The organism is Entomomonas asaccharolytica (assembly GCF_016653615.1).
In the GTDB taxonomy this organism is placed as follows: Bacteria; Pseudomonadota; Gammaproteobacteria; order Pseudomonadales; family Pseudomonadaceae; genus Entomomonas; species Entomomonas asaccharolytica.
The window spans coordinates 717,327-743,113 of record NZ_CP067393.1; the positions used below are offsets into that span (position 1 = coordinate 717,327).

23 protein-coding genes are annotated in these 25,787 nt (G+C 36.5%); 15 read left to right on the forward strand and 8 right to left on the reverse strand.

Annotated features, from left to right (window positions below; genetic code table 11):
* Window positions 1-8: 8 nt before the first annotated feature.
* Entirely contained in the window at window positions 9-179 is a 171-nt protein-coding gene (locus tag JHT90_RS03205; RefSeq protein ID WP_201094001.1) for a DUF2897 family protein, read from the reverse strand.
* A gap of 107 nt (window positions 180-286) precedes the next feature.
* Between JHT90_RS03205 and JHT90_RS03210 the strand changes: the two genes are divergently transcribed.
* The 6 genes from JHT90_RS03210 to JHT90_RS03235 all read left to right on the forward strand — a co-directional run bounded on the left by JHT90_RS03210 (window position 287) and on the right by JHT90_RS03235 (window position 5,344).
* Window positions 287-805 carry a hypothetical protein gene (locus tag JHT90_RS03210; protein WP_201094003.1) on the forward strand — a complete coding sequence of 173 codons (519 nt, stop codon included), beginning with the start codon at window positions 287-289 and terminating at the stop codon, window positions 803-805.
* Window positions 802-1,842 carry a tetratricopeptide repeat protein gene (locus tag JHT90_RS03215; RefSeq protein WP_201094005.1) on the forward strand — a complete coding sequence of 347 codons (1,041 nt, stop codon included), beginning with the start codon at window positions 802-804 and terminating at the stop codon, window positions 1,840-1,842. The genes JHT90_RS03210 and JHT90_RS03215 overlap by 4 nt, the downstream gene beginning before the upstream one ends.
* A gap of 108 nt (window positions 1,843-1,950) precedes the next feature.
* On the forward strand, window positions 1,951-3,402 hold the full coding sequence (locus JHT90_RS03220) for a toxin-antitoxin system YwqK family antitoxin (protein ID WP_201094007.1): 1,452 nt from the start codon (window positions 1,951-1,953) through the stop codon (window positions 3,400-3,402).
* A 232-nt stretch (window positions 3,403-3,634) separates the two neighbouring features.
* A complete protein-coding gene (locus JHT90_RS03225; RefSeq protein ID WP_201094009.1) occupies window positions 3,635-4,189 on the forward strand; it encodes a ferritin-like domain-containing protein in 555 nt (184 codons plus the stop codon).
* Window positions 4,190-4,432: 243 nt separating this feature from the next.
* On the forward strand, window positions 4,433-5,017 hold the full coding sequence (locus JHT90_RS03230) for a hypothetical protein (protein WP_201094011.1): 585 nt from the start codon (window positions 4,433-4,435) through the stop codon (window positions 5,015-5,017).
* Window positions 5,018-5,029: 12 nt separating this feature from the next.
* Window positions 5,030-5,344: a hypothetical protein gene (locus tag JHT90_RS03235; RefSeq protein WP_201094013.1), complete on the forward strand. Its 315-nt coding sequence runs from the start codon at window positions 5,030-5,032 to the stop codon at window positions 5,342-5,344.
* 70 nt (window positions 5,345-5,414) lie between these two features.
* On the opposite strand, the gene relA is transcribed toward JHT90_RS03235, so the two are convergent.
* From relA to cysM, 3 genes are all read right to left on the reverse strand, one after another.
* Window positions 5,415-7,658: a GTP diphosphokinase gene (gene relA / locus JHT90_RS03240; protein WP_201094015.1), complete on the reverse strand. Its 2,244-nt coding sequence runs from the start codon at window positions 7,656-7,658 to the stop codon at window positions 5,415-5,417.
* Between the two features lie 63 nt (window positions 7,659-7,721).
* Window positions 7,722-9,080, reverse strand: coding sequence for a 23S rRNA (uracil(1939)-C(5))-methyltransferase RlmD (gene rlmD / locus JHT90_RS03245; RefSeq protein ID WP_201094021.1), 1,359 nt, complete (start codon window positions 9,078-9,080; stop codon window positions 7,722-7,724).
* Window positions 9,077-9,982: a cysteine synthase CysM gene (gene cysM / locus JHT90_RS03250; RefSeq protein ID WP_201094023.1), complete on the reverse strand. Its 906-nt coding sequence runs from the start codon at window positions 9,980-9,982 to the stop codon at window positions 9,077-9,079. Before cysM ends, rlmD begins: the two co-directional genes overlap by 4 nt.
* Window positions 9,983-10,532: 550 nt before the next feature.
* Between cysM and JHT90_RS03255 the strand changes: the two genes are divergently transcribed.
* From JHT90_RS03255 to recR, 4 genes are all read left to right on the forward strand, one after another.
* A complete protein-coding gene (locus JHT90_RS03255; RefSeq protein WP_201094025.1) occupies window positions 10,533-13,013 on the forward strand; it encodes an autotransporter outer membrane beta-barrel domain-containing protein in 2,481 nt (826 codons plus the stop codon).
* A 177-nt stretch (window positions 13,014-13,190) separates the two neighbouring features.
* The gene (gene dnaX, locus JHT90_RS03260; RefSeq protein WP_201094027.1) at window positions 13,191-15,134 is read left to right on the forward strand and encodes a DNA polymerase III subunit gamma/tau; all 1,944 of its coding nucleotides are present in this window, start codon (window positions 13,191-13,193) and stop codon (window positions 15,132-15,134) included.
* A gap of 98 nt (window positions 15,135-15,232) precedes the next feature.
* A complete protein-coding gene (locus JHT90_RS03265) occupies window positions 15,233-15,559 on the forward strand; it encodes a YbaB/EbfC family nucleoid-associated protein (RefSeq protein WP_201094029.1) in 327 nt (108 codons plus the stop codon).
* Window positions 15,560-15,613: 54 nt separating this feature from the next.
* Window positions 15,614-16,207, forward strand: a complete 594-nt coding sequence (gene recR, locus JHT90_RS03270) for a recombination mediator RecR (protein ID WP_201094031.1) — start codon at window positions 15,614-15,616, stop codon at window positions 16,205-16,207.
* A 111-nt stretch (window positions 16,208-16,318) separates the two neighbouring features.
* Here the strand turns inward: recR and JHT90_RS03275 are convergent, their stop codons facing one another.
* Window positions 16,319-17,263: a 2-hydroxyacid dehydrogenase gene (locus JHT90_RS03275; protein ID WP_201094033.1), complete on the reverse strand. Its 945-nt coding sequence runs from the start codon at window positions 17,261-17,263 to the stop codon at window positions 16,319-16,321.
* 146 nt (window positions 17,264-17,409) lie between these two features.
* On the opposite strand from JHT90_RS03275, the gene folX reads away from it, so the two are divergent.
* From folX to cysS, 4 genes are all read left to right on the forward strand, one after another.
* Window positions 17,410-17,781 carry a dihydroneopterin triphosphate 2'-epimerase gene (gene folX / locus JHT90_RS03280; RefSeq protein ID WP_201094035.1) on the forward strand — a complete coding sequence of 124 codons (372 nt, stop codon included), beginning with the start codon at window positions 17,410-17,412 and terminating at the stop codon, window positions 17,779-17,781.
* A gap of 129 nt (window positions 17,782-17,910) precedes the next feature.
* Window positions 17,911-18,237, forward strand: a complete 327-nt coding sequence (locus JHT90_RS03285; RefSeq protein ID WP_201094037.1) for a hypothetical protein — start codon at window positions 17,911-17,913, stop codon at window positions 18,235-18,237.
* Between the two features lie 204 nt (window positions 18,238-18,441).
* Window positions 18,442-20,118: a glutamine--tRNA ligase/YqeY domain fusion protein gene (locus JHT90_RS03290; protein ID WP_201094039.1), complete on the forward strand. Its 1,677-nt coding sequence runs from the start codon at window positions 18,442-18,444 to the stop codon at window positions 20,116-20,118.
* Window positions 20,118-21,506 carry a cysteine--tRNA ligase gene (cysS, locus tag JHT90_RS03295; RefSeq protein ID WP_201094041.1) on the forward strand — a complete coding sequence of 463 codons (1,389 nt, stop codon included), beginning with the start codon at window positions 20,118-20,120 and terminating at the stop codon, window positions 21,504-21,506. Before JHT90_RS03290 ends, cysS begins: the two co-directional genes overlap by 1 nt.
* A gap of 48 nt (window positions 21,507-21,554) precedes the next feature.
* Here the strand turns inward: cysS and JHT90_RS03300 are convergent, their stop codons facing one another.
* The 3 genes from JHT90_RS03300 to JHT90_RS03310 form a co-directional block, all read right to left on the reverse strand.
* Entirely contained in the window at window positions 21,555-23,192 is a 1,638-nt protein-coding gene (locus JHT90_RS03300) for an AAA family ATPase (RefSeq protein WP_201094043.1), read from the reverse strand.
* 86 nt (window positions 23,193-23,278) lie between these two features.
* Complete coding sequence (locus JHT90_RS03305; protein ID WP_201094048.1) at window positions 23,279-23,569, reverse strand: hypothetical protein; 291 nt, start codon at window positions 23,567-23,569, stop codon at window positions 23,279-23,281.
* Between the two features lie 1,086 nt (window positions 23,570-24,655).
* The gene (locus JHT90_RS03310) at window positions 24,656-25,318 is read right to left on the reverse strand and encodes an alpha/beta hydrolase (protein ID WP_201094049.1); all 663 of its coding nucleotides are present in this window, start codon (window positions 25,316-25,318) and stop codon (window positions 24,656-24,658) included.
* A gap of 188 nt (window positions 25,319-25,506) precedes the next feature.
* On the opposite strand from JHT90_RS03310, the gene JHT90_RS03315 reads away from it, so the two are divergent.
* Window positions 25,507-25,728 carry a YgdI/YgdR family lipoprotein gene (locus JHT90_RS03315; protein WP_201094050.1) on the forward strand — a complete coding sequence of 74 codons (222 nt, stop codon included), beginning with the start codon at window positions 25,507-25,509 and terminating at the stop codon, window positions 25,726-25,728.
* Window positions 25,729-25,787: the final 59 nt, after the last annotated feature.

Here is a 25,787-nt window from a genome sequence, read left to right on the forward strand (position 1 = left end):
AGACTAGGTTACTCTTTGTCTTTTTTTTCCATTTCATCCCATTTAACATTACGTTCGCGAATACGCTTTTTTTGTTCTTCAGTGAGTTGAATTTTTTTGTTTGATTTTAACAAAGAAAATAGTGGACTAATTATAGCAGAAAGGGCTAAAAAGAGAATTATCCAACCATACCAAGGCATATTTCTAGATCCAATATTACATTAATGAATTATTAGTATAATTTATTTAATAGCTAATAGATAATACAATATTAAGTTAATGGTAATAGGTAACAATTAGTGTAATAATGGTGAAATTGATTAAAAAACGTACGCTATTTATTATTGGATTTTGGGTTATTTTTGTTGTGCTATTTATTGCTAGCCATAAAATATTATCCCAGGTTATTTTGCACTATCAAAAACGCCCGGCATTAGAAACACAACAAGCTTACCAATTAATTAAACAATATCAGCAGCCACTTATCAGCTTTTATCAAAAATATAAACGTTGTCCCACCATGGCAGATAAACAACAGCTTATTGCTCAGGTAGAAGCCCACGAATATGTTAAAACTATCCGTTTTTTAGCAGATGAACAGTCTAATACCTGTTTTATTACTGCTGTTATGCGTAGTGACACACCAAGCAAAGATGTAAAAAATGGTTTAATTGCAATTACTTATGATGTACATCAAATGCCACAACAAGACTGGCCTTGTTATACTAATATCACCAATATTTATACTGTTGAAGCTTGCCGTAATAATCCCTTGCCTGAAAATTTACAACGTGTCCTCACTGAATATACTAGGAGCATACAATGATTAAAAAATATGACCGCTTAGACGAGGCCAGTAAAGCCAGTGATATGGGGAATTATAAAAAAGCTTATCGTTTATTTAGTGAGTTAGCTAATGAAGGCAATGTTCATGCAATGAATGCGTTAGCCATGATGTACCACAATGGTGAGTATGTTAGAAAACAATATAAAAAATCCATTTACTGGGATTTAGAAGCGATCAAGCAAGGTGAAAATACAACTAATTTAGCCATTACCTATCGTCAATTAGGCGATATGCAACGCTATAAATATTATTTAGAAAAAGCGATGGCGCAAGGGGATGATAGTGCTGCATTTAACTTAGCAAAGTTATACAGTGTATCCACTCAAGAACGTTTACAAGTGCAATCGTTATTACTATTGGTAGTAACCCGTGATAATACTTATCAGGATGAAATTGAACAGGCACAAAAAATTTTAAACAATTTGGAAAAAGAAGAAAAATTAGAAAGTTTTGCGGGTTTATTTAAATCCGTTAAGCCTGTGGTTAAGAAAATAAAATACCCCACTAATTATCAACAGGACTCAAAAAAAGTAATAAAGCAATTAGCTAAAGTAACTGAATGTCTAGATCGCCAAAAATATAAAAAAGCGCGCAAGTTGCTTGAGCAATTAGCGGCTGATGGTTGTGCTAAAGCGATGGATATTTTAGGTGGTATTTATCTTTATGGGATAGGGGTGGTTGTCAATATTACAGATGCTATCAAATGGTATGTGAGGGCGATAGAAAGTGGCTGTTTTACAAGCAATCTTAACCTTGCTATTGCTTATCGCCATACCCATGATATTTTGCGCTACAAGCATTATTTAGAGTTGGCTTTGGCAAAAGGTGATGATAATGCAGCCTTATTACTTGCTCAACTTTATAGTATTTCTGAGCGTGAGAGCGAACGGGTAGAGGCTCTACTAGAACAGGTTGTAGCGAGTGATAAAGTTAATGCAGATGCAATTTATCAAGCAGAGATGATGTTGAAAAACCTATTGAGTCCATTCAATAAGATAAAGCAACCACTGATTTAATATTTTGTGAGAATAATAACTCGCATATTATTCGATAATCATGACTAACTGATGTATAGTATAAGGTTGATATTTCACTTTAGCTGTTACTAGTACTGAACCTAATTCATGACCTCCAAAATACTCCATCTTGCTGCTGTTAAATCTTTTACTCGCCAGTTAATTGAAAGAAGTACTGAGGGTTGCTTGGTGCAAGATTTTTATGTGTCAGGTGAAAAACGTACAGATCCTTTTTTAATCATGGGTAACAAATCTGTTATTCCAGTTAGTTTTGATTATGAGTTATTGCCTATAGATGGACTGCTAACCCTTTATTATAAAACAGGTGCGAAAGAACAACAGGTTAATTACCAAGCTGGCAAGCGTAATGGTCAGTGGAATAGTTGGTATATCCATGGTCAAAAGGCTGGCGAAGGATATTTTTTAGATAACCATAAACAAGGTTGTTGGCGAAAATATTGGCCTGATGATGAGAACTCCTATATTGAATCACATTACCAGGAAGGTTGGCTACATGGTGAGCATAAAGTAATTGATGAAGGTCGATTAGTACTTGAGGGTGCTTTAGAGCAAGGTATGCGTGCAGGTGTCTGGTCATCTTATTACGAGAATGGTCAGAAATCTACGGAAAAGCATTATCAAAAAGGATTAGAAGAGGGCATATTTATTACGTGGTATGAAACAGGTAATAAATGCATTGAAGGCTATTTTCATGAGGGTGAGCGTGAAGGTTGGTGGGTTACTTATTACGAAAATGGCCAAAAAGAACAACAACAATGCTATGTGCGAGATATTTCCCAAGGTGTGTATCAAGCGTGGTATGAAGATGGTGAAAAACAAACTGAAGGTTATTATCAACAAGGAGAACGTCATGGTGCTTGGCGCAGTTGGTACAGGAACGGGAAGTTAAAAACAGAAGATCATTATGATGCGGGTGTTAAGCATGGCTTTTGTCAATCTTGTCACCCTTTAACAGAGCAACGTGTTGCTGTTTATTTTGATGAAGGAACACCTGTAGAAGATATTGTTTGGTTAGAGTGGCATGAAAATGGCAAAATTGCCTTAGAAGCTCCTTATGTTGATGGCCTTGAAGAGGGTTATTGGCGGCTTTGGTACGACAATGGTCAGAAAGATCAGATAATTCCTTACCACGAAGGGTGTTTTCATGGTCGTGGAGCATGCTGGTACAAAAATGGCCAAAAGGAAAGAGAAGGCCAATATTATCAAGACAGCTTAAATGGTTCAGTTCAATATTGGTATGAAAACGGTCAACTTAAAACCCAATTGACTTATGAGCATGGCATAGAAAAAGGCCCATGCTTGGAGTGGTATGAGTCAGGACAACAAGAAAAAGAATGCTTTTATAAGCAGGGTAAGTTAACAGGTAGTTATACAAGTTGGCATGAAAATGGTGCTAAATCAGTACAAGGCAGTTATTCACAAGGATTGCAAATAGGCTTTTGGCAATATTATTTAGAAGACGGCCGTCTTTATGATGAAATACTGTACGAACAAGGTGTATCCAGTACAGGTGTTGATCGTGTTTTTGAAACAAGCTAATTAATAAATATTCTCTTGCAAATAGCCCTTAATTGTTAGACTTAATGATAGTACCTCTGGCTAGTATTAGTCTTTACTATATTTAAAAGTTATAACTTATAAGATTTTGTTGTAGTTAACTTTATTGAGTTGTCTTAAAGAAATCTACCTAAAAATCGTATTAATAGCCTAATAGATATAAGTAAAAAAGTGTGAAATTTATTCATACTCTAAAATTAAGAGGAGATTTACCATGTCGCAAGATAGAGAATATTTTCAGTTTACTTCAACAGAAGAATTACGTGCCAACGCTAGAAAAAATATTGAAGATGGTGCAGTTACTGAATCCTATACATTAGACCGTAAAAAAGTTATTGAACTGTTAAATGCTGCTTTAGCTACCGAATGGGTATGTATTTTACGTTACTATCGCCATTATTATATGGCTGCAGGTATGCTTGCAGATGCAGTTAAAGGTGAGTTTCTTGAACATGCTAAGCAAGAGCAAGAACACGCTGATATGCTATCTGAGCGTATCGTACAATTAGGTGGTGAGCCTGATTTAAATCCAGATACTTTAACTAAACGTTCACACGCAGAATATCAAGAGGGTGTAACCTTAAAAGATATGGTTAAAGAAAATCTAATTGCGGAACGGATAGCTGTTGATAGTTATAGAGAGATGATTAACTATATTGGTAATGCTGATACTACTACAAAACGTATTCTTGAAAGTATTCTAGAGCAAGAAGAGGAGCATGCGGATGAGTTCTCAGATATGCTAGAAGGTTGGATTGGTGAGAAGTAATTAACTCTCTGTTATTTAACACGATTTAAATATTAACAAATTAAATCGTGTTAAAAGGGTGGATAAGTATTACTTATTTTAAGAATAATGTAATTATTAGTTTTCATTGATGTGAGCTTTTTCAGTAAAACCCTACCCATGCAGGTATAGCTGTTTTACACAGTTTTGTACAAATTTGACAAAAATAAATTAACTATCTATGGTAGCAACAAGGTAAGTTGATAAAGATAAACAGGGATTTTTATGAGAAAAATAATTTATTTTCTAATAGTTTGCTGTATGCCTATTTTAGCACTAGCTAATAATCAGCACGTATGTAAGCCTCCCATTAATAAACAAACATTAACCTATCAAAAAAGCACTAACACTCCCGTTTTTTTTGCGGGGTTTATTATTGAGCTTCCACCACCTAAAGATATAGGTTATTTCAACGATAATTTAATTTTTAAGTATGAACAAGATAAAACCATATACCTAACATTTTCTACCAATATGCTAATTGATGGGCGTGAGGCAGATTATGATCCTGTAGTGGTTTTTAAAGAGGCTTTTGGAATATTGCCAAAGCAAGCGAAAAACAACAGTGAAATTAACGCTATTATTAGGTTACAGCGTTTATGTGAGAATGAGTTAATTAGTTATCAAATTAATAATATTGATTACGATGTGATTAGAACTAAGTACCACAATTCTTTTAGTGATAAAAGTACTATTGATACCTTTATATTGGGTGAACCAAAAGAAGTTTATATGATAGGTTTTAAAGGGTTCACCAATAAGGAAATAGATCAACTATTATCAACAATACATAAAAAAAATAAAAAATAAGGGACATTATTTATGGACGAAAGTATGCGCGATGATGTTAGGCAAACCTTGGTTAATCTTTATGGTTACCATGTTGTAAAAAATTGGCAGATTAATGAAGCGGTTGCAAATGTGCTATTGGAATATATAGCTGAAGTTGGTGATTGTAATAATGCAATGGCTTGGGTTCCTCGCCCTTTGGCACCAGGGAAGAAACCGCTAACTGAGTTAGGCAAATATGCAGCAGGTAAACTATTTAAATCTACTGCTGATAGTACACCTGGTTGTATGAATCAAGCAAAGAATACATATCGTCGTAGATTTGATGATGCTAGTAGTAGCTATTAAGAAATTTATAATCTGTTTATAGCTCTTTTTTCAGACAAATAAACGGTTAGTAAGAATAAGTTATAATATATTAGCCATTTAAACTACGTTTAACTTCGATAATATTAGGTAACTGAGAAATACGGCTTAATAGTCTACCCAATGCATCTAAACCAGTAATCTCAATGGTTAATCTCATAGAGGCGGTATTATCTTCTTTATTTGATAACGTATTGACTGCCAGTGCATTAATTTTTTCATTTAATAATAATTGTGATATATCACGTAATAAACCTGAACGATCATAGGCTTTGATTTGAACATCCACAGGGTAGGTCTTAGCGGGTACAGGACCCCAATCTACTTGGATCATGCGTTCAGGTTCACGACTGGCTAGTTGTAGAGCATTAGGGCAGTCTTGACGATGGATAGTTACACCACGCCCTACGGTAATATAACCAATAACGGCATCACCAGGTAGAGGATGGCAACAGTTAGCCATCTGAGTCATCAGATTACCCACACCTTGAATTTGAATTTCGCCAGGGTTATTACCAATCTTGCTAGGGCGACGTTGAATCAATTCCAGTTGTTCAACTTCATTACTGGTAGGCTCTATTAATTGATGGGCAAGGTTTACGATATGGGCTAAACGTAAATCACCAGCACCAAGTCCAGCAAAAAGGTCTTCAGCATTTCTTACATTCGCTTTTTCTGCCAGTTTTTCAAAATTAACATGGTGTAAGGCTAGCCGTGATAATTCACGTTCAATCATGCTCTTACCCGCAGCAACGTTTTGATCACGGTCTTGTAGTTTAAACCAGTGAATAATTTTGGCACGTGCTTTAGAAGTGTTGATATAGCCTAAGTTAGGATTTAACCAGTCACGACTAGGGCCCCCTTCTTTACTGGTTATAATTTCAACTTGTTCACCTGTTTTAAGATTGTAGTTAAGCGGTACGATACGACCATCTATTTTAGCTCCTCGGCAACGATGTCCTACTTCGGTATGCACACGATAAGCAAAATCTAACGGAGTAGCGCCTTTCGGTAGATCAACTGCATGGCCCTCAGGGGTAAAGACATAGACGCGATCAGGTTCAGTATCCAACCTTAATTGGTCTGCAATTCCCATAAAGTCGCCAAGTTCTTCTTGCCACTCTAAAACTTGACGTAACCATGCAATCTTTTCCTCATAATGATCAGATTTGCTTTTAACATCAGTTCCTTTATAACGCCAATGGGCACAAACCCCTAACTCAGCTTCTTCATGCATGGTTTGGGTACGGATTTGTACTTCTAGCACTTTTCCTTCAGGACCAATTACTGCTGTATGTAATGAACGATAGCCATTTTCTTTTGGGTTGGCTATATAGTCATCAAATTCTTTAGGAATATGACGCCATAAGGTATGTACAATCCCTAAGGTGGTGTAACAGTCGGCTAATTCAGGTACTAATACTCGTACTGCACGCACATCATAAATTTGGCTAAATTTTAACCCTTTACGCTGCATTTTTCGCCAAATTGAGTAGATATGTTTAGCTCTACCACTGATATCAGCTTTGATATTGGCTTCTTCCAGTTTTTCACGAAGTTGCTGCATAACATCAGCGATATATTGTTCGCGATCTAAACGACGCTCATGTAGTAGGGTAGCGATTTGTTTATATTGCTCTGGCTCTAAATAACGGAATGAAAGGTCTTCCAATTCCCATTTAATATGACCAATGCCTAAACGGTGAGCAAGAGGAGCATAAATATCAGCCACTTCACGGGCAACTTTTATTTTACGTGCATTATCAGCATTTTTTACCGCACGAATGGCACAAGTACGTTCTGCCAGTTTTATAAGAGCTACTCGCACATCATCAATCATTGCCACAAGCATTTTGCGTAGGTTTTCTACTTGTGTTTGTGGGCTTAGCATATCAGATTCTACGGGGTTGTTAGCAAAGCTAATAGCAGCCATGCGTAGCACACCCTCAATCAATTTAGCAACAGTTACACCAAACTTTTCTTGTACTTGTTCTAAGGTAATATAATTTTCACGTACTGCACGATAGATAATAGCGGCGGTTAATGTTTCTTGGTCAAGGTTTAAATCAGCTAAAATTTCTGCGATATCTAAGCCAACATGAAAACAAGAAATATCTTCATTCCAACCTTTATGGGTTGGCTTACTGGTGTTAACAACGTTGGACACATATTCACAGACTTTGCGTAAAGTAGCAATATCTAAGCCCGAAACCATGGCATTAATATGTTCTAGCCAAGCATCTAAATTGATACTACCATCTTCATTAATAGATTGATGTGCTTTAACTTGTACCATGAAACTACCTTATAGGGTGTTCTTTAAGAAACTGCGTAATTTACTATTGTACTAAGATTGCTATTATCGCTCAAACAATACCATGACTTCACAATGTGAGGTTTGTGGAAACATATCTATTATACCTGCTTTTTTAATTTGATAACCTTGTTCTATCAATAGTTTGGCGTCCCTTGCTAAGGTGGCTGGATTACAAGAAACATAGAGTAAACGATTTGTATCTAATTTTTTCATCTGTTTTATTATTTCCATTGCTCCATCTCTGGGTGGATCTAATAATACAGCAGCAAACTTCTCTTGAGCCCATATTTGGCCAGCAATAGGTTGTGTAAGATCAGCTTTATAGAATAAGGCATTGTCGATATTGTTTTGTTTGGCATTTTCTTTAGCTAAATCTACCATTCCTTCAACAGCTTCAACAGCAATTACCTGCTTAGCTTGTTTTGCTAATGGAAGGGTGAAGTTACCCAATCCACAAAAAAGATCTAATACTGATTCGTTAGCTTGTATTTGTAGCCAATCTAATGCTTGTTGCACCATGGCCTGATTAATTTCAGCATTTACCTGTATAAAGTCTCCCATACGATAGTTTAGTTTAAGGGACTGTTGATTAGCTATTAAGTGGTAGCTTAAAGATAAATCAGTTTGGTAAGGCATAGGGAAAGCTTTACCCTGCAACCATAATTGGCATTGTTGGGTTTGGCAAAAAGTATGTAGCGTATTAATATCTTTATCAGTTAGTGGTGCTGTATGGCGAACCAGTAGAGCATACTGATTGCCAGAAAATAATTCTATATGGCCAATATGACGAGGTGCTGTTAGTTGCGTTAAACAATCAGGTAATTGTTGTAATAACTGGTTAAGCGATTCAGTTAATACCAGACAATTGTTAATAGCAACGATTTGTTGACTAAAAGCCGCCCTAAAGCCTATTTCTAATTGTTTAGTTTGTTCGTTAAAGCGAGTGGCAATGCGCGCTCGACGACGATAAGCAAAAGGTTTATTAATTAAAGGTGCTTGCCAATCTTGTAATGTAATATTCGCTATTCGTTGCAATTGCTCAATAACAGTATTTTGTTTGAACTGTATTTGTTGTTCGTAGGAAATATGTTGTAACTCACAACCTCCACAAATTCCTGCATATTGGCATGGGGGAGTTTGACGTATAGCTGAAAGGGTAATTACTTGCTCACATTTAGCATTTACCCATTTGCTTTGGCTTGAAACTACCCTTACATTCACTTGTTCAGAGGGTAGGGCACCTGCTACAAACCATGTTTTATTGTGCAAGGTAGTAATACCCCGCCCATCATGAGAGAGTCGGTCAATGGTTAAGGTTTGTTTTTTACCTACAGGAATAGTCTTACTATTGCTTGGTTTACGGTTGCTTTGAAAGCGCAAACCTTGGTTTTGTTTACTCATGCTTGAGGTTCGTCATAAATACCTGTTGATAGGTAGCGATCACCACGATCACAGATTATAGCAACAATAGTTGCATTTTCCACTTCTTTAGCTAAGCGCAATGCACCTGCAACAGCTCCACCTGATGATACACCACAAAAAATGCCTTCCTCACGTGCTAAACGACGCATAGTGTCTTCTGCTTCTCGTTGTTCCATATCAATAATACGGTCTACACGATTGGCTTCAAATATTTTGGGTAAATATTCAGGGTTCCAGCGACGAATACCAGGAATAGAAGCGCCTTCTTTAGGTTGTAAACCAACGATTTGAACAGCAGGGTTTTGCTCTTTAAGATAACGAGAAACGCCCATAATAGTACCTGTTGTACCCATAGCACTAACAAAATGAGTAATCTTACCTTGCGTTTGTTGCCAGATTTCTGGGCCAGTACCTACATAATGAGCTTGTGGGTTATCAGTATTGGCAAACTGATTAAGTACAATACCTTCACCTTTGGCTTGCATTTCTAATGCTAAATCTCTAGCACCTTCCATGCCGATCTCTTTTGTAACGGTTACTAACTCAGCACCATAAGCCGTCATCGCTGCTTTGCGCTCAGCACTCATATTATCAGGCATAATAAGCACCATTTTATAGCCTTTAATTGCGGCTGCCATAGCCAATGCAATGCCTGTATTACCAGAGGTAGCTTCAATTAATGTGTCCCCTTGTTTAATCGCGCCACGTTGTTCGGCTAGGTTAATCATAGATAGTGCAGGCCGATCTTTTACAGAACCAGCAGGATTATTGCCTTCTAATTTGACTAAAATGGTATTGCTAGTATTACCTGCTAGCCGTTGTAATCTCACTAAAGGCGTGTTGCCAATTACATCAGCAATAGTTGGGTAATGTGTATTCATGGTTAGTGACTCTCTACAAATCAATAATTTTCATAACAGGGGCACATCATACACATAAAAATCAAAAAGCTGGATAGTTATTAAAGGGTTTGATGTGTTTTTTGTTTATATAGATATGTAGGAAAATTATAAAAATAGTTTGCTTATTAATTACTTAGTGTGAGCTACATCACAAAAATGATATTTGATACCCTTAATTTTTTCTTTTATATGTTTGTAATGGCTATTGAATTTTTGCTAAGGAAAATCAAATTTAGTGAATAAATACAAGTAGAATCAGAAAGTTAAAAATATACTAAAAATAACACATTTTCTTGAGTGAAAAGTATTGTCTGATAAATCTTTTTTTGGGTAAAAACTAACAAAATATGTCAATTGACGCTAGTGTTTATAGGCGCTCTAATAGGATTAGGGGTAAATATAACACTAATTTATAACCGTATTATATAAGTGTCCTTTTAAGTAGTTAAACGCTACTTAAGTTTAATGGATGATACTTATTGCGTTGACCTTTTTATGTAGTAAAGGGAGAGGAGGAGAAGGAGTAATTATGAAGTACTCAAAAGTTGTTTTATATTCTCATATATTTTTCACATTTGGCTTAAGTAGTTCAGTGGTTTGGTCTGATAGTGCTAGTTGTACATACAATGCTGTGACCGACACTAATACTTGTAGTGGTCAATATGCAGTATGGGATGGCAGTCGCCTTAACTATACAAATGTTGTTATTAATAATACGGGTTTAAATTTTGGGACTTCACCTGATGTCAAAGGTGTAGGTATTTATGCCTCATCACAAATGACAGCTAATAATTTAACTGTAACTAGCAGTGGTTGGGTTGCTACCGACGCTATTAGAACACAAGGTAATGGTGGCTTAACAGTTAATGGCAAATTAATTGTAAAAGCAAATGGTGTATCAGGTGATGCAATTAATGTAACTATTACCAGTAACTCGACAGTTAACACAGGTGACAATAGCGAGATTTATTCTAATTCTGGTGTAGCTGTTCGTGCTAATTTATCAAGATCTGGTAATAACTTAATTAATGTAGGTGATAACGCTATTATTCAGACTGCAGGAAGTGGAACTAATAATTCATCTGCTTCAGGATACGCTGTTTATGCAGGCAATCGAGATCGCGAAACAGAAGGTAATCCATCAGGAACTGCTAAAGTAACTATTGGTAATAATAGTCAAATATCTACTAAGGGTAATAATGCCTATGCTGTTTATGCTAATAAAACAGGCCATATACAGTTAGGTAGTACTACTATCACAACAACAGGAACAAGTGCTCATGGTATTGTAGCTATGGATGGTTCAGTTACAAATACTAATAACAACAATGTTGTAAACTATGCAGGTGGAAAGGTTGATTTACTAGGCGATACCTCCATTATAGTAGACCCTACGAAAAATAGTCTTTCTATCTATGCCAGTGGAGCGGATTCTGTTATTTCCTCCTATAATACAGATACCAGTACACAAACCGCTGCTAAGTTCTATGTAATTGGTGATATGAAAGTTGATAGAGAAGGTAAAATTGACTTACGTATGACTGATAACTCTTACTTTGAAGGTAATACTACAATTACAGATACAGGTAGTGTGTTAAACCTTAATATTGCAGGCGCTAATAGCACTTGGCAAATGAGTAAGAATTCACAAGTAACTGATTTGTCATTAAGTAATTATGCTAATGTTATTTTAGGTAATCAAGCTACAGCCGTAGATTCCAGCAATAGGGTAGTCTTAACCGCAGATAATTTAAGTGGCAATGGGCATTTCCAAATGCGTACTGATGTGATTGGTACGGGTTTAGGAGCTAACAATATTGGTGATTTATTAAGGGTTACAGGTGCTTCTTCTGGTAATCATCTTATTACTGTCACCGATTATTATAATGGTTCTGCTACTGTAGATGGTACTGAACGTTTAAAAGTGGTTGAAACCACAGATGGTAATGCTACATTTATATTAAAAAATGCAGGCCAGTATGTTGATATAGGTGCTTATAAATATTACTTAGGTAAAGGGGATACTAACTATGCTGAAGATGCAAACCATTGGTATTTAGGAGCTGCACGCGCAGTTCCAACTACATTAACGAATACAGCAGATCGTTCAGTTAATATTCTAAATATTAATTACTTGTTAAATTATGCAGAAACACAGACGTTACTACATCGTATGGGAGAATTGCGTCAATCACGAGATAATGATTGGGATTTCTGGATGAGAGGATTTGCTGGACGTATGAGTTCATTTAGTGGCAAATTCTCCAGTTTTGATATGGATTATCATGGTCTGCAAGCAGGTTTAGATAGACGTTTTACGATTAATGGTGATGATCTTTATGCAGGTATTATGGTTGGTACAGCCACAGCAAAAGCTGATTATGATATAGGTCATGGCGATACTAAAAGTTATCATGTGGGATTTTATGGTACTTATAAAACCCAAAATGATTTTTATGTAGATGCTATAGCTAAATACACAGTAATGAAAAATGATTTCAATACACAGACAGGTGTTGGTTATCAAGTTAAGGGTGATGGTACTACTAGAGGTTATACTTTGGGTATTGAAACAGGCAAACGTTTCTATATTGATCAAGCTAAAGTAGGTTGGTATGTTGAACCTCAGGCACAATTAACTTATTCACATCAAAATAGCACCAAAATTCATTCTAGTAATGGTTTAAAAACTAAATTAGATGACTTTGATTCTATTTTAGGACGAGCCAGTGCCATTGTCGGCTACAGTATTAATGAAGGTAAAACACCCATTGATGTTTATTTCAAAACGGGTTATGTAAAAGAGTTTGATGGTAAAACTGGTTATTCGTTTAATGGTGTTGCCTCTACTCATGATACTTACAAATTTGATGGTGGCTGGTGGGATAATGGTGTAGGAATCAATGCAAGAATTAATAAAAAGCATAATGTCTATGCAGAAGTTGATTATGCCAAAGGTAATAAATTTAATAACAAAAGTATTAAGGTTGGTTATCGTTTAGAGTTTTAAGCCAACTAAGGCTTTATAGCCGAAGAATATAAAAGTCTTCGGCTTTTTTTATTAAATAGTTTGTATATTCTTTATGCTTTAACTTTCTTAGTAATGAAATTAATCCTTTCTACTTATTGTCTTATACCTTTATAATTCATTGTTATTTACTATTGAGTACTTATTAGAATCATCCATATGAGTTATCAAGTTCTTGCTCGCAAATGGCGGCCGCATAATTTTCACGAAATGGTTGGGCAAACCCATGTATTACGTGCGTTGATTAATGCATTAGATACAGGTAGGTTACACCATGCCTACTTATTTACGGGTACTAGGGGTGTTGGTAAAACCACTATTTCCCGTATCCTTACCAAGTGTTTAAATTGTGAACAAGGTGTAAGTTCAACGCCTTGTGGCATTTGTGCTACCTGCGTAGAAATTGATGAAGGGCGTTTTATTGACCTAATTGAGGTGGATGGAGCAAGTCGCACCAAGGTAGAAGATACCCGTGAGTTATTAGAAAATATTCAATATGCACCAACTAGAGGGCGTTTTAAGGTTTACTTAATCGATGAGGTGCATATGTTATCATCTCATAGTTTTAATGCTTTACTTAAAACTTTGGAAGAACCGCCTCCTCATGTAAAATTTTTATTAGCAACCACTGATCCACAGAAATTACCTGTAACTATTTTGTCACGTTGCTTGCAGTTTGCACTTAAAAACATTGCTGCTGATCGTATTGTGGAACACCTTGCACATGTCTTAGAGGCAGAAAAAATACCTTATGAAAAAGAAGCGTTGTGGTTATTAGGTAGGTCTGCTCAAGGCTCTATGCGTGACGCAATGAGCTTAACGGATCAAGCCATTGCTTTTGGTGGTGAAAAAGTAAATACAGCTGATGTAAGGGATATGCTAGGTACTCTCGATCAAAATCAAGTGTACGAGTTGTTATTTGCATTATTAGAAGGTGATGCTAAACAGCTATTAGTTATTATTAAGCAATTAGCAGAGCAAAGCCCTGACTGGATAGATGTATTAGCGGAGTTATTAAACGTTTTACATCGCATTGCAATTGCGCAGATATTGCCTGATGCGGTTGATGACAGTATAGGCGATAAAGAACAAATTATAGCGTTAGCACAAGCGTTACCTGCTGAAGACGTACAGTTTTATTATCAAGTGGGCTTGGTAGGGCGTCGTGATTTACCGCTAGCTGCTAGCAGTCAGCAAGGTTTTGAGATGGTATTGCTAAGAATGTTAGCATTCCGTCCTGCTAATGCGGAGCGCGCTCCAATTACCCCATTAAAAAAAATTGAAGTAGCTCAGGTTTCTGAACAGATACCTGAAACAGCAGAAAAAAAAACACTAGATAATGTTAAAGCCACTCAGCAAACGGAGCAAGTTGTTGCTAAAGCAGTAGAACCTGAGTTAAAAAAGGATGTACAGGAAGTACCAGTAGCTGTTGATGCAGAAACTAAACCACAGCCAATAATTAGTAGTCCTGAGCCACTCTTAGAAAAGCCAGCAATAACAACGCCCGCGAAGATAGAAGTAGAGCAGCAGACTACACAACCAAAAGTAGTTGCTCCTTCTCTAATAGATGAGCAAGAAGATAATGCTACAGAAAGTGAAGATGAATATCTGTCTATTGATGAGTACCAGTCGTTTTTAGATCAAGGTTTTGTTGAGTCAGATGTAACAACAAACATAGCAGACAAAATAGATTTACTAGATAGTTTACCTCCGCCAGCTACAGGATTAGCTGCTGAGTGGATAGAGCTATTTGCTGCGCTTAAATTAAGTGGTATTACTGCCAGTATTGCTTCAAACTGTAGTTTGATCAGTAAAGACAATCAGCAATGGGTTCTACAGTTAGATCCTACACAGCAAGCATTGTTTAGCGATAATCAGAAAAAAAGAATTAGCGAGGCCATTAATACCTATTTAGGCCATAACGTTAATTTGAAAATTATCATTGAAAAACCTGCGCAAGAAACACCAGCGCAAAGAGAGCAACGTAAAAAAATAGAATTACAAAAGGCTGCAGAGCGAGCTATTTTAGAAGATCCTATTCTCCAACAGTTAATGGATAAGTTCTCAGCAAAACTGGATGAAGAAAGTATTAAGCCTTTGTAATAAAACGAAGTAAAGTAACTAGATAAGTAATTTATAAAAGCAGTATAACCGCTTATAATAATGCACAATTAAGATTAATAAATTAAGGAGTATCTCCAATGTTAAAAGGTGGAATGGGCGCTTTAATGAAACAAGCGCAAGAAATGCAAGAAAAAATGCAGAAGATGCAGGAAGAGTTAGCTAATGCTGAAGTAACGGGGCAATCAGGTGCTGGTTTAGTGTCTATTGTGATGACAGGTCGTCATGATGTTAAGCGAGTGACCATTGATCCTAGCTTAATGACAGAAGAAAAAGAAGTATTAGAAGATTTAATTGCAGCCGCTATTAATGATGCTGTCCGCAAAGTAGAGCAAAATACCCAGCAACAAATGGCTGGTATGACCGCAGGCATGCAATTACCACCAGGCTTTAAAATGCCTTTCTAATTAGTTATTTATTACTGCTGAGCTAATAATTATTAGCTCAGTTATAAGAGAATCATGAGTTTTAGCCCCCTTATTAATCAGCTTATTGAGTCATTGCGTATTTTGCCTGGTGTGGGTAAAAAGAGTGCGCAACGTATGGCTTTGCAATTGTTAGAGCGTAATCGACAAGGTGCTTTGAAATTAGCAGATGCATTAAACCTAGCAATGGATAAAGTAGGCTATTGCAAACTTTGCCATACCTTAAGTGAAGAAGAGCTTTGTCCACAATGTGCTTCACCTAACCGTGATGATAAATTATTATGCATAGTTGAAGGGCCGCTGGATGTATTTGCTATTGAGCAAACGGGTTATCAAGGTCGTTATTTTGTCTTAAAAGGCCATTTATCACCCTTAGATGGTTTAGGGCCAGAAGCGATAGGTATTCCTGAATTACTGAAACGTATTGAAAATGCTGAGTTTGAAGAAATTATTTTAGCCACTAACTCAACAGTAGAAGGTGAAGCAACAGCTCATTATATTGCTCAGTTATTAGCACCTAAAGGCTTAACCGTTTCCCGTATTGCCCATGGTGTTCCTCTAGGTGGTGAATTAGAGTTGGTAGATGGGGGAACATTATCTCACGCCTTAGCAGGTCGCCGCCCTATTTAATATAGCTATCCCACTAGTTTTTATACTTTGTTGAATGACTTAGCCGTACTATTTGTACTGTCTTCAGTCATTCGCCTCGTCTAAAAAATAGGAAAATAGCTATAATTGACTCTAGACCACAGGAGTGATAGCGCCTTTACCCTCTAAAAAACTTGTTAAGTTAGCAAAAACTAAATCACTCATTGCTTCTCGTGTTTCATAGGTTGAGCTACCGATATGGGGTGTCATCACTACATTATCCATTTGCCAAAGCTCTTTTGGGGTATTAGGCTCATGCTCAAAAACATCTAAGCCTGCACCAGCAATAACACCTTGTTGCAGTGCTTTAACTAATGCTTGCTCATCTACTACAGAACCTCTAGCAATATTAATTAAAAACCCTTTAGCCCCTAAGGCAGCTAACACTTGCTCATTAATAATATGATTGGTTTCATTTGTAGCAGGTAACGCCAGTACTAAAAAGTCGCTGGCTTTAGCTAATGCTTGCAAGTCATTATAGTAATCGTAATTTACATCAGATTGCTGATGGCGGCCATAATAGGCAATTTTCATATCAAAGGCTTCAGCCCGTTTAGCAATGGCTTTACCAATACGACCTAACCCCACAATACCACAGGTTTTATCACCTATTTTATGGCCAAGCCTTACAGACCTGCTTTTCCATTGCCCAGACCGAATATAACGATCTGAATAACTAATATAACGAGCGCAATCAAGTAATAGAGCAAGAGCAGTATCAGCAACACAATCATTAAGCACATCAGGGGTATTCGTTACACAAATACCATGCTGTTTAGCGTAATTAATATCCAGTGCATCGTAACCTACACCATAACTAACCACTATCTTAAGGTTAGGCAGTGCGCTCATTAATGTGGTGCTGGCTCCATAAACAGCGCTGGTGGCTACAGCAGTAATCTCGTGTCCATGTTGTTCGAGAAATGCTTGTTGATCGGGTTGTTCCCATAAATGATAAGTTTTATAGTTATTTTCAATATTGGCATGTAAGCTTTTAGTAACTTTACTAGTGATTAAAACAACTGCAGCGGAGTTCATAACAACCTCTATTATTATTTAAAATACTTTACTATCATGAGTAGTTTTACGCTATAGACTACATAGTCTATAAGTAGAATGCTGTTCATCATAGTGAAAGCCTTTTATACTAGCAAATAATAATTAGTGAACAAAGGGGAGCCTATATGCCAATACTTGATGTGGGTACTGCAAAAATTCGAGTTAAAAATCTACGGTTACGAACATTTATCGGAATTAAAGAAGAAGAAATCAATAACCGTCAAGATGTTATTATTAACCTCACCATTTTCTATTCAGCCCAAGCAGCGGTACAAGAAAATGAAATAGAATATGCATTAAATTATCGTACTATTACTAAAGCAATTATTAATCATGTGGAAAATAATCGTTTTGCATTATTAGAACGACTAACGCAAGAACTAGTAGACTTAATAATGGAATATAAAGAAGTGCAATATGTAGAAGTAGAAGTGGATAAACCACAAGCACTGCGCTATTCTGATTCAGTTTCTGTTACTTTATCAGGTAAAAGATAAGATAGTTAGTAAGTACTAAATTAAGTAATAATTAAGAAAAAAACTTTAATATAAAAGTAACTATATTATGTGTTTGTATAAATTTTTACATTCACCAACACTTTGCTTGATAAACTAAGGAACGATGTTGTGTTAGAAGCTATTTTCTTTTTAGTTATCTATATTTTTCCTTTACATTGGGCTGCTGAATTTGCCGAGGCAGAAGAGTCTAATTACTTAAAGTGTTTTATATTAAGTATTGTTACTACGTTTGTAAAAATTACCTCGTTAATTCTTTTTGCCAACAACGCACTTATTGCGCTGTTAATCTCAATGCTTGTTTCTATCTCAATTTGTATGAATGTATTAAAAATACCAGGCAGTAATTTTTTAATGTTTGCAGTAATGTTAGGCTTTTTAAATATTGTGATTACTGGTTCTGCCAGATTAGTATTTAACGGTATAACAGGTAGCTAGCTAACAGATTTATTAATAACGAATTACTAGACTAATAGCTGTTTAATTCATAAATAATCTACTGCGCTATAAATTAAAAAAGACAGTAATTTCCTACAAATAAAACTCCCCTTAATAGGTTACTTTAGGTATCATAAACAGTTCAGTTAATTTTAATGGCTGCATATTAGCAGTCCTTTATTTTATCGCTATGGTTAGGAATATATGAGCAATTCAGAAACAACAGCATCTGCAAATAATTTTATTCGTCAAATAGTTAAGGCTGATTTGGAAGCAGGGCGTTGCCAGAAAGTGATTACCCGTTTTCCGCCAGAGCCTAATGGCTATTTACATATAGGCCATGCTAAAGCTATTTGCTTAAATTTTGGTTTAGCTAAAGAGTTTGGTGGTGATTGTCATTTACGTTTTGATGACACCAACCCAACTAAAGAAGAGCAAGAATTTATTGATGCCATTAAATACGATGTGGAATGGTTAGGCTTTCATTGGACAGGTGAAGTGCGCTATGCCTCAGATTATTTTGATCAACTCCATGCATGGGCGATTGACTTAATCAAAGCAGGCAAAGCCTATGTATGTGATCTTTCACCAGAAGAAGCACGTGAATACCGTGGTACATTGCGTGAGGCGGGTAGAAATAGCCCTTATCGTGATCGTAGTGTAGAAGAAAACTTAGATTTATTTGCCAGAATGAAGGCAGGCGAATTTAAAGACGGTGAAAAAGCCTTAAGAGCTAAAATTGATATGGCCTCACCCAATATGAATATGCGTGATCCAATCCTATACCGTATTCGCCATGCAGAACACCACCAAACAGGTAATAAATGGTGTATCTACCCAAGCTATGACTTTACTCATGGCCAATCAGACGCAATTGAAGGTATCACACATTCAGTATGTACCCTAGAGTTTGAAGACCATCGTCCGCTGTACGAATGGTTTTTAGCAAACTTACCCGTGCCAGCAACACCGCACCAATATGAGTTTGCACGGTTAAATTTAAACTACACTATTACCAGTAAACGTAAGCTTAAACTGCTAGTAGAAGAAGGTCATGTAGATGGTTGGGACGACCCACGTATGTCTACTATTTCTGCTTTCCGTCGTCGTGGTTATACCCCTGCTTCAATTCGTGACTTCTGTGAGCGTATAGGCGTAGGTCGTGCTGATGCAGTCGTAGATATGGGTGTTTTAGAGTTTTGTATTCGTGAAGACTTAGACGCCAATGCACCGCGTGCTATGTGTGTACTAAAACCACTAAAAGTAGTAATTACCAACTACCCAGAAGATAAACAAGAAATCTTAGAGCTTTCGCGTCATCCTAAAATAGAAGAACTAGGTAAACGCCAATTGCCTTTTGCCCGTGAAATCTATATCGACCAAGGTGACTATGACGAAAACCCACCAAAAGGTTACAAACGTCTAGTGCCAGAAGGCGAGGTAAGACTACGTGGTAGCTATGTTATCAAAGCAGAAAAAGCTATTAAAGATCAAAACGGCAATGTAATAGAACTGCACTGCACTTATGATCCAGATACCCTTGGCAAAAATCCAGAAGGCCGTAAGGTAAAAGGTGTTATCCATTGGGTGCCTGCTAAAGAAAGTATCGAATGTGAAGTGCGTTTATATGATCGTCTCTTTAAAACAGCCAACCCAAATAAAACGGAACAAGAAGAGGGTAGTTTCTTAGAAAATATCAACCCAGATTCTTTAGTAGTGTTAAAAGGCTGTCGAGCAGAACCTTCATTAGTGCAAGCAACTTTAGAAGATCGCTTCCAATTTGAACGTGAAGGTTACTTCTGTTTAGATAACAAAGATAGCAAGCCAGAAAGTCTAGTATTTAACCGTACTATTACCCTGCGTGATTCATGGGGGCAATAATGGCACTCTCTATCTACAATACACTTAGTAAAACCAAACAGCCTTTTAAACCATTAAAAGATAACCAAGTGCGTATGTATGTATGTGGTATGACAGTCTATGACTACTGCCATATAGGCCATGCAAGAGTAATGGTAGCCTTTGATGTAGTCACCCGTTGGTTACGCTACCTAGGCTATGATGTAACCTATGTACGTAATATCACAGATATTGACGATAAAATTATCAACCGTGCTCATGAAAATGGTGAACCCTTTACAGCATTAACCGCCCGTATGATTGATGCCATGCACGAGGATGAAGCCAAACTCAGTGTATTACCACCAGATATAGAGCCACGTGCTACCGACTATATTGAGGGTATGCATAAAATGATTGGCAATTTAGTGGAAAAAGATTACGCCTATGCCGCCAACAATGGCGATGTCTATTACCGTGTGGGTAAATTTAAAGACTATGGCAAACTCTCTCGCAAAAAAGTAGAAGATTTACGCAGTGGTGCAAGGGTAGAAGTAGACGAAGCTAAACAAGACCCAGTCGACTTTGTACTTTGGAAAGGCGCTAAAGCAGGTGAACCCAGTTGGACATCCCCTTGGGGAGAAGGTCGCCCAGGTTGGCATATTGAATGTTCAGTAATGTCTACCTGCTGTCTAGGGGAAACCTTTGATATACATGGCGGTGGCCCTGATCTAGTATTCCCTCACCATGAAAATGAAATCGCTCAAAGCGAAGCAGCCACAGGTAAAACCTATGCTGAAACATGGATGCATGCAGGAGCAGTGCGAGTAGATGGCGAGAAAATGTCTAAATCACTAGGCAACTTCTTTACCATTCGCGAAGTGCTAGCAAAATACCCTGCCGAAGTCGTGCGCTATCTACTAGTCGCTAGCCATTACCGTAGCCCAATCAACTACTCAGAAGATAACCTAAAAGAAGCCCGTGGCGCATTAGAGCGTTTCTATTTAGCACTAAAAGGCTTACCAGAAGCACAACCTGCTGGCGGTGAAGCCTATATAGAACGCTTTACTAACGCCATGAATGACGACTTTAATACCCCAGAAGCCTGTTCAGTACTGTTTGATATGGTGCGCGAAATTAACCGCCTAAAAGATAATGATCTACAAGCAGCGGCTGGTCTAGCTGCGCAACTAAAACAACTAGCTGGTTTACTAGGTATATTACAATTATCAGCCGATGACTTCTTACAAGGTACAACCGCTAATACCGATGTAGATGTGGCTAAGATTGAAGCACTTATTAATGCTCGCCTAGAAGCTCGCGCCAATAAAAACTGGGCAGAGTCCGACCGTATTCGTGATGAACTTACCACGATGGGAGTAATTATCGAAGATGGTAAAGGCGGCACTACTTGGCGGATGGGGAGTTAGCTTATTTGGTATGATGAGGGATGGGATAGCCCTCATCATATATTAAAGTTATTTTTCTTGGTATATATCATTATATAATGTATTAAATAATGTTCTCGTGAAGTCCATAGCCTTAGAATCTTTTGTTAGGCAAGTAAGCAGGCATTGTTCATAATCTTTTCTATTACTGAATTTTAGTGATGATGCGATTAAGTCTAATGCTCTTGTTTCACGTAACGGATATTGAGTAATTAATAATTCTATATTTTGTTGTTGAATAGCATCATCTATAATTTTTTCTTCATTAGTATAGTAGGAAGGTACATCAATTGATTTAGTAGCATATTCTTTGTCCCAAGCTATATTTTTTTTTGTAGGTTTTAATTTTTCAAACTCATTTCTGATTTTTTTCTCAGCAACTCTTTTGATTAAATAATCCTTACTTTCTTTGACTGCTTTAATGGTGAGTTTTTTTGCCTCTTCTAATGATATACTCGAATCTGAGTTATCTAATTCTGATCGAAATTTAGCAACTATCTTTTGTAGTTTAGGGTGGTAATAAATAGATTCTATAGTATGTACATTTAAGGCATAAATTCCCTTTTCTTTGAATTCTTCAATTTCATTCTGCGGCCTTCTATCATGGTCTATAATACCAAAAGCTTTTATCCAATTAAGTCCTTCTGTGTCTCTTATAGCGTTTACAGAATGTATAACATCTATACAAGATATCTTAGGAATGATTGAAGTATTAGGAAAAATTAAACTGTATAGAGGTTTATCTAAGCTTTCTTGATTATTACCTTCAATAAAAATGATTTTTTCTCTTGCTCCTAAGATGTCTTGTTTTATTGTATCTTCTATTTCAATTGTTGAGGATATATAATTTGCATGCCATTTTATAACATCTTTATTTTGTTCTTTTTGGTAAGTACAATTTCTAATTAAAAGAATAGATGAAAACTTATTGTCTGATGGAAGAGTAATATCATGAGTAGATATTACAAATGAACAATCAGGGCGCTGCTCAAATAAATTTGCTAACAAAGGTGTAATAATTGAACGATGTAAGTGTCGTTCAGGTTCATCTATAAGTAATATGGCATTTTCTGGGGCTGTTAATATTTCAGCAGCTAACAAAATGGCATTACGTTCACCATCAGAAAGTTTAGCAATACTATATAAAGCATTATGGTTAATTTTTCTAGCGAAAAGGTTGCTCCCATTCAGATCAATTGTTACAGGAATGTTAGATAGTTGTAATAGATCATTAATTAATTGAAGTTTGCTTATAGTATTTGTTGCAATCTTTTTAGCGTTATTTAGGTCATTTTCTTTTACTGCCTTACTAATTTCTCTATCGTATTTATGTTCAGCTTCCACGAGATCATAAAGTGCTAATTGCGGCCTCTCTCCGTCAAAATCTATTTTCCATCTTCTATCCTCCCATGTACTTCTATCCATTATATCTTTTTTATAGGTTTTAACTTGAGAAGGTGAAAGATTTAAATTTTCTGAGTTGAGCCATGTACGACGGATAGCTGAAATACGATATGCATTGTTTTTATGATCTTGATTAAACTTATATAGTAGACTGGACTTACCAGTACCATTTGCTCCCAAGATATATAATATCTTCCCTGAGTCTAAATCGATTTCTAGTGGGGTTTCTGAATCAATTAGTGGAATAGATAATATAAAGCGCATATTAAAATCCTTTTACTTAATACATGATAAATAAGTTACCATTCTAGTTTTTAATGATTAAGAAGGCTAGCAACGCTAGCCTTTTTTTATTTCTGTTTTCTTAGCTCCATAGCGATAGGTTCTAGGGATTCTAGCAGGGTGGTGGCGTCGTTTAGGAGTAGAGAGGTTACAGAGGCAACGGCGGTTACGGTGCTTTCTTGGGTTTTTAGTTCGTAGAGGTTTTCTAGTAGGTTGATTACCGCGTGTAACCTAGCTGTTGCGCATTCGTAGATGGCATCTAGTGAGGCGTTGGCATCGTAATAAAGTACACTTTCACTATTGCTTTGTGAAGAGGTGTTTAGGGCGATAAAATAGGGTTGGTTGTTTTTGCTGGTCATCGGTTTTACTCCTGTATCCTTGTTTTGGCCTCCCGATTTAAGAGGTTGGGAGGCGGAACTGTGCACAGGTTGGCGGACCGAAAACCCAAGGAATCGGCACTTCCCGAAGGAAGTCCCGTACACAGCCCGCCATAAAAATTCAGACAGAGCCATGCCGCCCGCAGACTAGAAACCTAGTTGCGGCCTTGGGTTTAATGGGCCGCCAAGCCCATACTATAGATTTTGCTATAGCTCTTTTAGTTTAGCCTTACCTTATAAGCCTAGCAAGTTATTTTATTGATTTGTTTAGTTCGTATTTTGGCGGATATTTTTATTTTTAGTAATTTATTTTGTTTGTAATTATGTTGGTTGATTTCTATAAGTGTATATATTTATTGATAATAAATTCAAACATGAGTTTTTATTATGAGTGCTATGAGTTATTTAAGCTTTTTGTAATTACATTACTAGCGTTAGTATTGTAAGATACCAACATAAGCAAATAGTGATGTTTAGCTTTGCTCATATTGTGTATGTAAAACCGTAAGTCAATATATATATTTTAGTTTAGAAAAAAGATGGGAAGTTATTAAAGAGGGGGAGTAGTAGTTTATTTATATAAAATACACAAAATTTCTAAGAATTATAATTTATAAAATTTAAAATAAGAATCATAAGTATGGCAAAAGAAGGCTAGATATCTAGCCTTTCTTAATTTCTCTTCTTAAGTGTTTTTCAATAAAAAATGGTGGGACTGTCTATAGTTTGGTCGCCACATACTTTCACATTTGGAACACCTTACGGTGTTTAATACACAGCCCACCGACAGTATTATAATAAAAAGTAGCGAGTTTTACACTATATATTGGTTTAATAACCACTTAGCAATAAGTATTAACTCCCCAATTTGCCATAGGCATAGTAGCTATTTGATGCTTGAAAGAAGTAACAATATTTTTTAGGACAAATATTAGTAGGTCGTGTAACTGTAGGATTGCTTTGTTTCATTGTTATATAAAGTAAGTATTTATAATAGTATTTAGAGAGGTTGTATGTTAGCTGTCACTAAAGCGTTATGCAAAATTGTTAACGCTTTAGTGGGGGGTGTTATTTAATTAGTTTTTCATGTAGCCATTTGGCTATATCTGATATTTCTTCATTACAGACTTCGTGCATCATTGGGTAGTCGTGCCATGAGGCGCTAATACCATTATTTTGTAAGAAGTCATAGGCGGCTTTGCCGAGGCTAATATCAACTACATTATCTTCTGTGCCATGTAGGTGCAGTGAGGGGATCGCTTGTTTACCTTCTGCAAAGGTTGTTTCTGTGGTGAAGGTAGGGGCATATGTGGAAAGCGCCAGTACGCCACCTACATTTTCAGGGTAGGCAATATAAGCTGTATGCATAACTACTGCACCGCCTTGGGAGAAACCTGCAAGGATAATGCGGTTTAGTGCTATACCTTGTTTACGTTGTGCTTCTATTAGTTCTATAACACTTTGTGCTGATTCTTCTAACTCTGTTAGGTTTATTTCTCTGGGTATTGTTAGGTTGCTAATGTCATACCATGAAGGCATGGACATTCCCATGTTTAAACTTACAGGTCTGCTTGGTGCTTGTGGCAGTATAAAACGCGTATTGCGCAGTAGTTGTTGCTGGAGTATTTGTGCTACAGGTTGAAAGTCATATTTATTGGCGCCTAAGCCATGTAGCCAAATAATAGCTGAATCAACAGGAGCAGGTGGGTCAAGAATCAAAGGTTCTAGCATGGTTATTATTCCAGTGTATTAGTATTGAATGGTGTTTAGCCTATCATATTTTGGTTGGCGAAGAATAGAAAGTGAATGTTATAGACTAAGGTAGTGAGGATGTTAAAAAGAATGAACTTTATAATGGGGAGTATATCGAAAGAAATGCAGTTAGATTAAGTATATTTTTTATTAAAGGGGTATTACCTATGAAATTGAAAGCATTAATTGCTTTATTATTAGTTGGAAGTTTAGGTGTTTTAGCAGGTTGTTCAACACCCTCTGTTATTACATTAAAAGACGGTCGTCAAATTCAAACAACTGACAAACCAAAATTAGATGCTGATGCAGGTTTCTATAGATTCCAACAATTAGATGGTAAAGACAACACTATTAATAAAGATGATGTTTTAACTATTAAAGAATTATAAGTTCAAATATAAGCCACACAGGTATTTTCTGTATTTGTGTGGTTTTATTTTTCCCTCTA

What these genes read in the sequence shown, in the direction of transcription:
- rlmD (WP_201094021.1), bottom strand. Translation starts at nt 9,080, where the DNA reads ATGAGTAAACAAAACCAAGGTTTGCGCTTTCAAAGCAACCGTAAACCA.
- dnaX (WP_201094027.1), top strand. Translation starts at nt 13,191, where the DNA reads ATGAGTTATCAAGTTCTTGCTCGCAAATGGCGGCCGCATAATTTTCAC.
- folX (WP_201094035.1), top strand. Translation starts at nt 17,410, where the DNA reads ATGCCAATACTTGATGTGGGTACTGCAAAAATTCGAGTTAAAAATCTA.
- JHT90_RS03315 (WP_201094050.1), top strand. Translation starts at nt 25,507, where the DNA reads ATGAAATTGAAAGCATTAATTGCTTTATTATTAGTTGGAAGTTTAGGT.
- JHT90_RS03215 (WP_201094005.1), top strand. Translation starts at nt 802, where the DNA reads ATGATTAAAAAATATGACCGCTTAGACGAGGCCAGTAAAGCCAGTGAT.
- cysM (WP_201094023.1), bottom strand. Translation starts at nt 9,982, where the DNA reads ATGAATACACATTACCCAACTATTGCTGATGTAATTGGCAACACGCCT.
- JHT90_RS03265 (WP_201094029.1), top strand. Translation starts at nt 15,233, where the DNA reads ATGTTAAAAGGTGGAATGGGCGCTTTAATGAAACAAGCGCAAGAAATG.
- JHT90_RS03305 (WP_201094048.1), bottom strand. Translation starts at nt 23,569, where the DNA reads ATGACCAGCAAAAACAACCAACCCTATTTTATCGCCCTAAACACCTCT.
- cysS (WP_201094041.1), top strand. Translation starts at nt 20,118, where the DNA reads ATGGCACTCTCTATCTACAATACACTTAGTAAAACCAAACAGCCTTTT.
- JHT90_RS03300 (WP_201094043.1), bottom strand. Translation starts at nt 23,192, where the DNA reads ATGCGCTTTATATTATCTATTCCACTAATTGATTCAGAAACCCCACTA.
- JHT90_RS03255 (WP_201094025.1), top strand. Translation starts at nt 10,533, where the DNA reads ATGAAGTACTCAAAAGTTGTTTTATATTCTCATATATTTTTCACATTT.
- JHT90_RS03230 (WP_201094011.1), top strand. Translation starts at nt 4,433, where the DNA reads ATGAGAAAAATAATTTATTTTCTAATAGTTTGCTGTATGCCTATTTTA.
- JHT90_RS03290 (WP_201094039.1), top strand. Translation starts at nt 18,442, where the DNA reads ATGAGCAATTCAGAAACAACAGCATCTGCAAATAATTTTATTCGTCAA.
- relA (WP_201094015.1), bottom strand. Translation starts at nt 7,658, where the DNA reads ATGGTACAAGTTAAAGCACATCAATCTATTAATGAAGATGGTAGTATC.
- JHT90_RS03310 (WP_201094049.1), bottom strand. Translation starts at nt 25,318, where the DNA reads ATGCTAGAACCTTTGATTCTTGACCCACCTGCTCCTGTTGATTCAGCT.
- JHT90_RS03225 (WP_201094009.1), top strand. Translation starts at nt 3,635, where the DNA reads ATGTCGCAAGATAGAGAATATTTTCAGTTTACTTCAACAGAAGAATTA.
- JHT90_RS03275 (WP_201094033.1), bottom strand. Translation starts at nt 17,263, where the DNA reads ATGAACTCCGCTGCAGTTGTTTTAATCACTAGTAAAGTTACTAAAAGC.
- JHT90_RS03235 (WP_201094013.1), top strand. Translation starts at nt 5,030, where the DNA reads ATGGACGAAAGTATGCGCGATGATGTTAGGCAAACCTTGGTTAATCTT.
- JHT90_RS03220 (WP_201094007.1), top strand. Translation starts at nt 1,951, where the DNA reads ATGACCTCCAAAATACTCCATCTTGCTGCTGTTAAATCTTTTACTCGC.
- recR (WP_201094031.1), top strand. Translation starts at nt 15,614, where the DNA reads ATGAGTTTTAGCCCCCTTATTAATCAGCTTATTGAGTCATTGCGTATT.
- JHT90_RS03205 (WP_201094001.1), bottom strand. Translation starts at nt 179, where the DNA reads ATGCCTTGGTATGGTTGGATAATTCTCTTTTTAGCCCTTTCTGCTATA.
- JHT90_RS03210 (WP_201094003.1), top strand. Translation starts at nt 287, where the DNA reads ATGGTGAAATTGATTAAAAAACGTACGCTATTTATTATTGGATTTTGG.